The organism is Cribrihabitans pelagius (assembly GCF_048820915.1).
Classification (GTDB): Bacteria; Pseudomonadota; Alphaproteobacteria; order Rhodobacterales; family Rhodobacteraceae; genus Cribrihabitans_A; species Cribrihabitans_A pelagius.
This window is the reverse complement of sequence record NZ_JBMERR010000009.1, coordinates 128,167-138,520: the sequence shown is the minus strand read 5'-3', so window position 1 is coordinate 138,520 and position 10,354 is coordinate 128,167. Positions and strand designations below refer to the sequence as shown.

General features: G+C 68.9%; 11 protein-coding genes. 3 read left to right on the top strand and 8 right to left on the bottom strand.

Annotated features, from left to right (window positions below):
* Positions 1-145: 145 nt before the first annotated feature.
* The 5 genes from ccoS to ACOHX0_RS10290 all read right to left on the bottom strand — a co-directional run bounded on the left by ccoS (position 146) and on the right by ACOHX0_RS10290 (position 5,655).
* Positions 146-304: a cbb3-type cytochrome oxidase assembly protein CcoS gene (gene ccoS, locus ACOHX0_RS10310; protein WP_420676593.1), complete on the bottom strand. Its 159-nt coding sequence runs from the start codon at positions 302-304 to the stop codon at positions 146-148.
* Between the two features lie 28 nt (positions 305-332).
* Positions 333-2,519 carry a heavy metal translocating P-type ATPase gene (locus tag ACOHX0_RS10305; protein WP_420676592.1) on the bottom strand — a complete coding sequence of 729 codons (2,187 nt, stop codon included), beginning with the start codon at positions 2,517-2,519 and terminating at the stop codon, positions 333-335.
* A 3-nt stretch (positions 2,520-2,522) separates the two neighbouring features.
* Positions 2,523-3,017 (bottom strand): FixH family protein, encoded by a 495-nt coding sequence (locus ACOHX0_RS10300; RefSeq protein WP_420676591.1) that lies wholly within the window; start codon positions 3,015-3,017, stop codon positions 2,523-2,525.
* Between the two features lie 2 nt (positions 3,018-3,019).
* The gene (ccoG, locus tag ACOHX0_RS10295) at positions 3,020-4,573 is read right to left on the bottom strand and encodes a cytochrome c oxidase accessory protein CcoG (protein ID WP_420676590.1); all 1,554 of its coding nucleotides are present in this window, start codon (positions 4,571-4,573) and stop codon (positions 3,020-3,022) included.
* A gap of 206 nt (positions 4,574-4,779) precedes the next feature.
* On the bottom strand, positions 4,780-5,655 hold the full coding sequence (locus tag ACOHX0_RS10290; RefSeq protein ID WP_420676589.1) for a LysR family transcriptional regulator: 876 nt from the start codon (positions 5,653-5,655) through the stop codon (positions 4,780-4,782).
* Positions 5,656-5,753: 98 nt separating this feature from the next.
* On the opposite strand from ACOHX0_RS10290, the gene ACOHX0_RS10285 reads away from it, so the two are divergent.
* Both ACOHX0_RS10285 and ACOHX0_RS10280 read left to right on the top strand, forming a co-directional pair.
* Entirely contained in the window at positions 5,754-5,933 is a 180-nt protein-coding gene (locus tag ACOHX0_RS10285) for a hypothetical protein (RefSeq protein ID WP_420676588.1), read from the top strand.
* Positions 5,934-6,413: 480 nt separating this feature from the next.
* On the top strand, positions 6,414-7,163 hold the full coding sequence (locus ACOHX0_RS10280; protein WP_420676587.1) for a DUF2270 domain-containing protein: 750 nt from the start codon (positions 6,414-6,416) through the stop codon (positions 7,161-7,163).
* Here ACOHX0_RS10280 and ACOHX0_RS10275 read toward each other — a convergent pair.
* A complete protein-coding gene (locus tag ACOHX0_RS10275) occupies positions 7,133-8,200 on the bottom strand; it encodes a calcium/sodium antiporter (protein ID WP_420676586.1) in 1,068 nt (355 codons plus the stop codon). The two genes, ACOHX0_RS10280 and ACOHX0_RS10275, sit on opposite strands and share 31 nt — an antisense overlap.
* A gap of 424 nt (positions 8,201-8,624) precedes the next feature.
* Here ACOHX0_RS10275 and ACOHX0_RS10270 point away from each other — a divergent pair, with 424 nt between their 5' ends.
* Positions 8,625-9,185, top strand: coding sequence for an outer membrane protein (locus ACOHX0_RS10270; protein WP_420676585.1), 561 nt, complete (start codon positions 8,625-8,627; stop codon positions 9,183-9,185).
* A gap of 79 nt (positions 9,186-9,264) precedes the next feature.
* Here the strand turns inward: ACOHX0_RS10270 and ccoP are convergent, their stop codons facing one another.
* A complete protein-coding gene (gene ccoP / locus ACOHX0_RS10265; protein ID WP_420676584.1) occupies positions 9,265-10,134 on the bottom strand; it encodes a cytochrome-c oxidase, cbb3-type subunit III in 870 nt (289 codons plus the stop codon).
* The gene (locus ACOHX0_RS10260) at positions 10,131-10,343 is read right to left on the bottom strand and encodes a cbb3-type cytochrome c oxidase subunit 3 (protein WP_420676583.1); all 213 of its coding nucleotides are present in this window, start codon (positions 10,341-10,343) and stop codon (positions 10,131-10,133) included. The genes ccoP and ACOHX0_RS10260 overlap by 4 nt, the downstream gene beginning before the upstream one ends.
* Positions 10,344-10,354 lie beyond the last annotated feature (11 nt).

Below are 10,354 nucleotides of genomic sequence, written 5' to 3'. Positions count from 1 at the left end.
CCCCCCCCCCCCCCCCCCCCCCCCCCCCCCCCCCCCACGCCCAATCCCGCCAAGCGGTTCCGGCAAAGCCGGGGCGGCTGCGGGCGCGGGAGTGCCCCCTCCCCTGCTCAATCCGGCGGTTTTCCGTCGCCTCAGGCCCTGCCGCTCACGGCTTGGGCTGATCGTCCCATTCGTCGCTCAGGATACGGCGGGCGTCGCCTTCGGGGTCGTCGTACTGGTTGCTGCGCACGGTGTAGACAAAAGCGGCAAGCCCGGCGGCGCCGAGGATCAGGGAGATGGGAATCAGATAGGCAAGCACATTCATCGGACCACCCCGGTTTGCAGGCGCGGGCTCATCTGAGCCGCAGCGCGTTGAGGGAGACGGTGAGCGAGGAGGCCGACATCGCCGCCGCCGCAATCAGCGGCGTCGCGAGGCCCGCGACCGCCAGCGGCACCGCGATCACGTTGTATACTGTTGCGATGCGGAAGTTCTCACGGATGCGGCGGGTGGCCTTTTCGGCGAGATCGCAGGCCTCGGCCAGCGGCGCCAGGTCCTGGCCCAGGAGCACGATGTCGGAGGCCACACGGGCTGCATCGAGCGCCGAGGCGGGCGAGACCGAGACATGCGCCGCCGCCAGCGCCGCGGTGTCGTTGAGCCCGTCGCCCGCCATCAAGACCTTGCGGCCCTCCGACGCAAGCTGTTGCACCCGTTCGGCCTTCTCCTGCGGCAGCGCGCCTGCAACCCACTCCGAGATGCCCAGCCGCCCGGCCATGTCGGCCACCGCGGCGGCGCTGTCGCCGGAGAGCAGAATCACCTCCTTGCCGGAGGCGCGCAGGCCCGCGACCGCCTCCGCGGCGCCGGGGCGCAGGGCGTCGGCGAAGTGGAAGGCTTTGGCCGCTCCGGTGCCGGTGTCGAGCCAGGCGGCGGTGCGGGCGGTCTCCATGCCTCCGGCGCCAGCCCATTCGCCGCGGCCGAGCCGCACGCGGGTGCCATCGAGGCGGCCTTCGGTGCCGTAGCCCGGCACCTCGGTGATATCCGTCACAGCGGCCGGAGTGACGCCCATTGCGCGTGCCGCGCGGGCGAGCGAGACCGAAAGGGGATGCGCGGAGGCTTCGGCCAGGGCCAGCGCGATCTCCAGGTCCTCCGCCGGGTGATCTTCCAAACCGATTGCCTCGGGCGTGCCGGCAGTGAGCGTGCCGGTCTTGTCGAAGACCACGGTGTCGACCTCGGCCAGGCGTTCCAGCGCAGTGGCGTGCTTGATCAGCATCCCCTTGCGGAACAGCCGGCCGGAGGCGGCGGTGGTTACCGCGGGCACGGCAAGGCCCAGTGCACAGGGGCAGGTGATGATCAGCACCGCGGCGGCGATGTTGAGCGAGGTGCGGATGTCGAAGGTGTAGAGATACCAGCCCGCGAAGGAGAGCGCCGAGAGGATATGCACCCCGGGCGCATAGAGCCGGGCGGCGCTGTCGGCGAGCGAGGTGTAGCGCGCACGGCCCGACTCGGCGATGGCGACCAGATCCGCCATCCGGTGCAGCGAGGTCTCCTGCCCGACCGCGGTGGCGCGCAGCGTGAGCGGGCCGGTGAGGTTCACTTCGCCGGCCGAGACCGCCATGCCCGGCGCAGCCGCAACCGGCACCGTCTCGCCCGTGAGCAGCGAGCGGTCGAGCTCGCTATTGCCGTGCACGATTTCGCCATCAACCGGCATCCGCCCGCCCGGCCGCACCAGGATCAGGTCGCCCGCAGCCAGGTCTGCCACCGGCACCTCGCATTCGCCGCCCGCTTCCAGGCGGATTGCGCGGGGGACCTCCAGCGCGGCCAGCTCCCCGGCAGCGGAGCGCGCGGCGGAGCGGGTGCGGTGATCGAGGTAGCGGCCCGCGAGCAGAAAGAAGGTGAGCATCAGCGCGGCGTCGAAATAGGCGTGTGCGCCGGAAAGCGCGACTTCCCAGAGCGAGGTCACCAGCGACAGCAGCAGCGCCAGCACGATCGGCACGTCCATGTTGAGCCGCCGGGCGCGGAGCGCGCTCCAGGCATTCACGAAGAAAGGTTTGGCGGAGAAGACGATGGCCGGGAAGGTGATCGCGGCGGAGATCCAGTGGAACATGTCGCGGGTGGCGTCGGAGGCCCCGGACCAGACCGAAATCGACAGCAGCATCACGTTCATGGTGGCAAAGAAAGCCACCGCCAGCCGCATCAAGAGGTCGCGCCCCGCGCGGTCGTTTGCGGGGGCGGCAAGCGCGGAGAGGTCCAGTTCATGCGCCTCGTAGCCCAGCGCCTGCACCGTCGGGATCAGGTCGGCGGCCTGCATGTCCGGCGCGGCCTCCACCAGCACGCGCTTGAGCGTCAGGTTCACCCGGGCGGAGCGGACACCCGGCAGCGCGGCAAGCCCGCGCTCCACCGTGGAGATGCAGGCCTGGCAATGCACACCCGGCAGCGACAGCGCAAGGCGGGCCTCGGTTGGCGCAGGTTCGGGGGCGGTCTGCGGCAGGGCGATGCAGCCCGGGCAGGCCGCGGCAGGGGGGCGAAGTTCGGCCATGCTCATGGCTCAGCCTTTCACGTGCAGGATTACCCGCTGGGTGAACTCGGTGCCATTCTTGGCCCGCGCCACCATGCGGATGTTCCAGTTGCCGGGGCCAAGGTCGGCGGGCGCCTCGTAAGCGGTGCCGTCGAAGGCGAAGGCGAGCTCTTGGTCGTCCTGCACGTGGGTCGCGCGGCCCAGGGTCGCACTGAGCTTGGCCACTTCCACCGGGCGGCCGCCGGCATCGGTGATCTCCAGCCGCACCCGATCCCCCTGCGCCGAGGCGTAGACCGACCAGCCCAGCGCCTCCTGCGCCGTGCGGCGGGTGTCGAACTGCTGGCTGGCGACGTAAGAGTTCTTCACCTCCAGCCCCGGGAAGGTCGCAACCGCATTGACCGCCAGCGCGATGTTGACGCCAATGATCACGGTGAAGGCGCCGACGAAGACCATCAGCGCGTGGCGGCCGGTGAATTCGCGCGGGCGCTTGGCGTCTTGCGCCGGAGCCTTGTCTGCCGCTGCCATGGTCAGTTCTCCTCCCCGTTGAAGCTGGTGTCCTTGTGGGCGCGCTCGCCGCTGTCGAGATCCTCGACCCAGATCCGCACCGGCGAGGCGGCCGTCTGCGCCGGGCCGGAGCCCGGCGGCGCCACGATGTAGACCCGTTGCAGGAGCGCGGTGTCGGCAGGCACCTCGACGGTGGTTTCCGGCTGGCCTTCCAGCGCCAGCTGCAGCGCCGGATCGCCCTTCAGCGACAGCTGGAACAGCCGCGGCTCGCCATGCTTGTTGCGCAGGCGCACGTCATAGGTGTTGCGGATGGCGCCGTCGGAGAGGGTGACATAGGTCGGGTTGCGCTCGGGCGCCACGGTGAGCTCGATGTCGGCGCGGATGAAGAGGGCAAACAACAGCCCCAGACCGACCAGCCCCCAGAGTGCGGTATACATGACGGTGCGCGGGCGCAGGATGTGTTTCCAGACGCTGCGCGGCGGCTGGCCCTCGCGCTCCATCGGCTCGTCCGACAGCGCCATGTAGTCGATCAGCCCGCGCGGTTTGCCGATCTTCGCCATCACGTCGTCGCAGGCGTCGATGCAGAGCGCGCAGGTGATGCACTCCATCTGCTGGCCGTCGCGGATGTCGATGCCCATGGGGCAGACGTTGACGCAGGCCATGCAGTCGATGCAGTCGCCGGGGCCGGTGGCCTCAGGGGCGGAAGCGGGGTCCTGCGCCAGGTCCTGGCCGGGATAGGGTGTGCCGGGGTAGACCGCCTGCCCCGGGCCTGCCGCCTGGGCCGCCTTTTCCGCCGCTTCGGCCTCGGCCTGGCTGCGGCGGCGGACATTGCCCTTGCCGCGCGGCTCGCCGCGCCATTCGCGGTAGCCGACGGTCAGCGTGTCCTCATCCATCATCGCCGCCTGGATGCGCGGCCAGGGGCAGGCGTAGATGCAGATCTGCTCCCGCGCGAAGCCGCCAAACAAGAAGGTGGTGAACGTCAGCACAGCCACCGTGGTATAGGCGATGGGATGGGCGTTGAGGGTGAAGAGGTCGCGCGCCAGCGTGGGCGCGTCGGCAAAGTAGAACACCCAGGCGCCGCCCGTCGCCATCGCGATCAGCAGCCAGGCCGCCCATTTCATCAGCCGCAGACGGGCCTTGCGGAAGTCCAGCTTCTTCTGCCGGTGCAGGCGGAGGCGGGCGTTGCGGTCGCCCTCGATCCAGCGCTCGACCAGGATGAAAAGGTCGGTCCAGACCGTCTGGGGGCAGGCATAGCCGCACCAGACCCGGCCCAGCGCCGAGGTGAAGAGGAACAGGCCAAGCCCGGCCATGATCAGAAGGCCGGCGACGAAGTAGAACTCATGCGGCCAGATCTCGATCCAGAAGAAGTAGAAGCGCCGGCCCGCCAGATCCAGCAGCACCGCCTGATCCGGCAGCGACGGCCCGCGGTCCCAGCGGATCCAGGGGGTGAGGTAGTAGATCCCCAGGGTCACCGCCATGATGTACCATTTGAGGTTGCGGAACGGGCCGGACACGCGGCGCGGGAAGATCGGCTCCCTTGCGGCATAGAGGCTGGGGGCGGGGCTGGAATCGCTCACGGAAATTGTCTCCGTCCTGGGGCTGTCTGGCGCCCTTGTCCCAGAAGCCGCGGGGGCGGGCTTTGACGTGGATCAAAAAGCGCATCGGGCAGGCATCTTTGGCCGTGGTCCGGACGCGGCCGCCAGTACAGTCTGCCTTTGCAGTCCGCCTGTGCGGGCCGGCCAGTCCCACCGCGCGACCCCGGCGCGGTGGCGGGCGGCGGGCATCAGGCGGCGCTGCGCTCGCGCCGCAGCCACGCGACGAAGGCGCGCACCGCCGGGCGCAGCACACCGGGGCGGGTCACGATGTGGTAGCCGCGGCCGCCGGGCTCGGTGAACAGCTCGGCCAGGCGGCCCTCGGCCAGGTCGTCGGTCACGAAATGGCGCACGCTCACGGCGACCCCCTGCCCCGCCCGCACCGCCTGCATCAGCAGGTTGCCGGGCAAGAGCGTGCGGCTGCCGCGCAACGCCTCCCCCACCCCGCGGGAACGCAGCCACTGGCTGGCTTCCGAGGTGCCGAGTTCCTCCAGCCAGGGGTAGTCGAGCAGATCCTCGGGCGAGGCCACCTCGCGGCCGTCCAGCAGGCTTGGCGCGGCAATCACCACCATCGGTGACTGCAGAAGCGGCTCCGTCTCCAGCCCCGGCCAGCTGCCCGCGCCGTAGCGCAGGGCGACGTCGATGCCGCCGGGCTTCAGTTCGGCGATGGTGCCGCTGGGCTCAATCATCAGGTCTACCTCGGGATGCGCCGCGCTGAACCCCGCCAGCCGCGGCATCAGCCAGTGCGAGGCAAACATCGGCGTGCAGGTGACCCGCAGCGGCCGGGCAGCACCGGCCGCGGAAAGTTCCAGCACCGCGGTCTGGATAGCACCGAAGCCGAGCTGCAGGGCGCGGGCCAGATGGGTTCCTTCGGCAGTGAGCTCCAGGCTGCGGCCGCTGCGGTCCAGAAGCGGGATGCCCAGATGCGCCTCCAGCGCGCGCAACTGCTGGCTGATGGCAGCGTGGCTGACATTGAGCGCCGCCCCCGCCTGCACCACGCTGCCGGTCTCGGCAAAGGCTGAAAAGGCCCTGAGCGCCGCGAGCGGCGGCATGTGCATCCAGTCCATATGGAACCTCAACTTACATGACGGGTTTTTTCCTGACTCGCAAATCCGGGTGATTCCCGCAACCATCCAAGGCAGAAACCGGAAGAAGGAGAGATCCGATGCTGACCGACATCCTGGCCCGTTCGATGCTCACCGCGGCCCGGCAGGACTGCGTGGAACTGCGCCCGCTGCCCGCGGCAAGGCCCCTGCCCCGCCCGCGCGGCCTCATTGCGCGTTTGCGGCGCTGGCTTCACTGGCCGCCGCAGGAAACGCGCTGCGTGCGGCCGCAGCAGCTTTGAGCGGCGATTGAGACATCAGAGCGGGGAGCTGATTATCGAGCGCCTGCCCTCGCGGAAAGACAGTTCTTCAACACTGCGCCAAGTTTCGCCGCTGCGCGCCCGCGCGGCGGCGATTTGGCAGAGGCCGGGCGCTCCGCCGGGCGCTCCGCCGGGAAGGAGTATGGGATCGGCAGGAATAAACCGCCGCTTACATTCAGCTGGTTCGCCGCCGCGCGGCGGCAATGCGCCGCTTGCGGACAGCTCCTGAAAAAAGCGCCGGCTTTCCGGTAAACGCGCGAACAGATCGGAAAGCCGGCGCAGACCCGCCGGGCTGCCTGCACGCCGGCCCGCCGGGAAACACGGCTGCCGGGAGACAGGATGGATTGCCCGGACAGCGCTTGCTTCGCGCCCTGTCTAGCGCCGCCGGACAGACGGCGATTTGATTGGGATCAAACGGCGGCGCGGATTTGCCCAATTCCTTGAAAAAACTACTTCTGTCCCATGGCAAAGGGCGAAGATGAACTGGGCGGGCCGGACGGGCGCGCGCCGCTGTCGGCAGCCGAGATCGGGGCCTTGGCGCACCTTTACCGCGGCGAGGTCTACCGCAGTGTGATGTGGCGCACGCGGCTCGACATCACCACCAATTGGGCGGTGGTGACGCTTGGGGTTGCGCTGTCGATCTCCTATTCCTCGCCCGAGGCCTCGCCGCTGCCGCTGATCCTGGTGGGGATTCTGATTATCTTCTTCCTGATGCTGGAGGCGCGGCGCTACCGCTTCTACAATGTCTTCCGCGCCCGCGCGCGCTGGCTGGAGAAGCATTTCTACGCGCCGATGCTGCACGATGGCGACCTGCACCTGGAGGAAAACTGGCAGAAGGTGCTCGCGCATGACTACAACAGGCCCGAGTACCATATCACACTGCTGCAGTCGATCGGGCGGCGGATCAAGCGCAACTACCTGTGGGTGCTGCTGATCCAGACGCTGGCCTATGCCGGCAAGATCGCGGTGCACCCGGCGCCGCTCCAGTCCTTCGCACAGGCGCTGGAGCGGGCCGAGATCGGCCCGCTGCCCGGCTGGGCGGTGATCGCGGGGGGCGTGGTCTACGTGGTGAGCTGGAGCTGCATTGCGCTCTGGAGCAGCCTCAAGGACCGCCAGGGCCTGGGCATCCGCCCGCCGCAGGCCGGGCGCAAGCCCGAGACGCTGGCGGATGCCGCGAAGGCTCAGGCCGCGGGCCAGAGCCACCAGAGGTAGGCGCCGTAGCCCGCCAGCAGCAGCCCGCCCTCGCGCCGGGAGATCCGCATGCCCGTCCAGGCCATCCCGATCAGCGCCAGCGACACCACGAGCATCACCGGGTTGTCGAACCCCACGATCTGCGCGGGCACCGGCGAGGGCGCGATGGCCGCGGTGACGCCGCCGATGCCGAGAATGTTGTAGATATTGGAGCCGACGATATTGCCGAAGGCCATTTCGCCCTGGCGCCGCAGCGCCGCCGTCACCGAGGTTGCCAGTTCCGGCGCCGAAGTCCCGATGGCGACGATGGTGAGGCCGATCACGGTTTCCGAAACCGCCAGCGAGCGGGCCAGCTGCACCGCGCCGCCGACCAGCAAGCCGCCGCCCGCCGCCACCAGGGCAAGACCGGCCAGCGCGGCCGCCAGCGAGGGCCACAGGCCCGGCCGGTCCGCAGGCGCGGGCGCCGGGTCCGCAGGGGCCAGCGCCGGATCCAGGGTTTCCAGCGCCGCCGCCTTCTCAAATACCGCGCCATGGCCCTCAGCCCGGTCAGCCGCGGCGGGGCCGTCAACCCCGCCCGAGGGACCGCCGGCAGACACCGCTGCCGCCGTTGCAGTGCGCTCCTGGCGGAAGGCAAAGAGGATATAGCCCGCCAGCGCCAGCACGAAGAAGATACCGGCAGTGCGGGTGACCGGCATCAGGGCGGCCATGGCTGCAAACACCACCGCTGCCGCCAGCATCACTGTCCCGTCGCGCCTGAGCGCCGCCGAATGCACCGCGATCGGCGCGATCAGCGAAGAGAGGCCCGCGATCAGCAGGATGTTGGCGATGTTGGAGCCGACGATATTGCCATAGGCGATGCCGGGCGCGCCGGAAAGCGCCGCACGGACCGAGGTTACCAGTTCCGGCGCCGAGGTGCCAAAGCCCACAAGGGTCAGGCCGATCACCAGCGGCGACACGCCAAAGCGCTCCGCCACCCGCACCGCGCCGCGCACCAGAAACTCGCCGCCAAGGATCAGCAGCCCAAGCCCGCCCAGAAGCGGAAGCCAGATATCAAACACGTGAAACCTTTCCAAGGATGGGCCGGTGCCTTTGCCCCGGGCCGCGCAATCGACGTCCGTTTCCTGCCCTTTGCCCGCTGCGGTGCCTTGCGGCGATGGGGAGGCGTCTGCGCTCAAAATGGGAGGCCCGTCCGGCGGTTTTCAAGGGGCGGGAGGCGTCATTTTGGCGGCGGCCGGCCCTGCGGAAAAACCCTGGAGCGCAAGAAACCGGACCGGTGCCCGCAGGGCCGGCTGCGCCCGGCGCGGCCGCCTCCGGCGCGTTTCCGCCTGCCGGTCAGCGGCTTTATGCCGATATCGTGCCGCGAACGGAAGCCCGCCGCTCTGCGCCCTGTTCTTCGCGGCGCATGCGCTATCTTCCTGCTCATGGCACCGGGTGCACCCGCACCGCGTGACCCCCTTTTTTCGTCTGAGAGGTATACGCCCCATGAAACGCTCTCTTTGCACCGCAGTCATCCTGTCCGCCGCCACGGCCTCCGCAAGTTTTGCAGGCGATTGGGAGGGCGGCTATGTGGGCGGCCAGCTCGGTTACGGGACCGGCGACTTTGATCTCGGCGTGCTGGACGATCTCGATACCGATGGTGTCGTCGGCGGTTTCACCGTCGGTTATCTTTGGGACCTGGGCGAATGGGTGGTCGGGCCCGAGTTGCAATATGATTTTGCGGATCTGTCGATCAACTCGCCCACCGCGACGGGCGATTTCGACGGGATTGCGCGGCTGAAGGTCCGGGCGGGCTATGATCTGGGCGAGGCGCTGATCTACGGCTCGCTCGGCGTCGCCTACACCAACTTCGACGGGCTGTCCGGCGTCACCGATATCGACTTCGACGATCCGGGCTATGTCATCGGCCTCGGCTACGATCACCGGGTGACCGAAAACTGGGTGATCGGCGGCGAGCTTCAGTATCACAAGTTCGACGACTTCGGCACCGATGGCAACGACGTCGACTTCGGCACCCTGCACGTCCGGGCGATGTTCATGTTCTGAACCGGAGCAGGGCGGCTGCGCCATGAATGGCAGAGGGGCCGCAATGTGCGGCCCCTTTTTCTTGTTGCAGAGTGCGGGCTTACTCGCCGCCGCCCAGCTGGTGCAAATAGGCGGAGACGGCGCGGATCTGCGCTTCGGTCAGGCGGGTGTTCCAGGCGGGCATCACGCCGAAACGCGAGTTGGTCACGGTCTGCATCAATGCGTCGTAGTCGCCGCCGTAGAGCCAGATCGCATCCGCCAGGTTGGGCGCGCCCTGGGCGCGGTCGCCGGTACCGTCTTCGCCGTGGCAGGAGGCGCAGTTGTCGGCAAAGAGCGTCTCTCCGGCCGCGGCTTCATCAGCGTTGCGCGGCGTGCCTGACAGCGACATCACGTAGTTTACCACCTGGCTGATCTCGGCCTTCTCCAGCAGCTCGTCGCGGCCGAAGGCGGGCATCGCGGAGTAGCGCGCATCAGCGCTGTCCTCGTTGCGGATGCCGTGGGCGATGGTGGCGTGGATCTCCTCCATCGAACCGCCCCAGAGCCAGTCGTCGTCCAGAAGGTTCGGGTAGCCCTTGGCGCCGGCCGCGCCGGAGCCGTGGCACTGGGCGCACCAGGTCTTGAACACGGCGCCACCGGCGGACACCGCGTAGCCGCCAAGCTCCGCATCATCCGCGATGGCCACCAGGTCGGCCGCCTCCAGCCGGGCATTGATTGGCGCGTTGGCGTCCTCCACCGCGGCGATCTCGGCCGCGACGTCGGCGCGGGTGGACCAGCCCAGGATCCCCGCGGTGGCCGAGTTGACCAGCGGCCAGGCCGGGTATGCGATGGTGTAGATCACCCCCCAGATGATGGTGGCGTAGAAGGTCCACAGCCACCAGCGCGGCATCGGGTTGTCGAATTCCTCGATCCCGTCCCATTCGTGGCCGGTGGTGTTCGGATCGCCTTCGAACTTCTGCGACTTCTTGCTCATTCCCTCGCCTCCTTGTCTGCGGCGGGAGCCCCGGCCAGCGGGCCGGGCGCTGGCGCGTCTTCATGCCGGAACGGGATGTTCGCGGTGTCCTTGTGGGTCTTGCTGCTGCCCGGGCGGAAGGCCCAGGCCACAATGCCGAGGAAGACCAGGAACAGCACCAGCAGCATCCAGCTGTCGGCAAATTCCCTCAGGAGCGTGTAGAGTTCCATCCTGTCTCTCC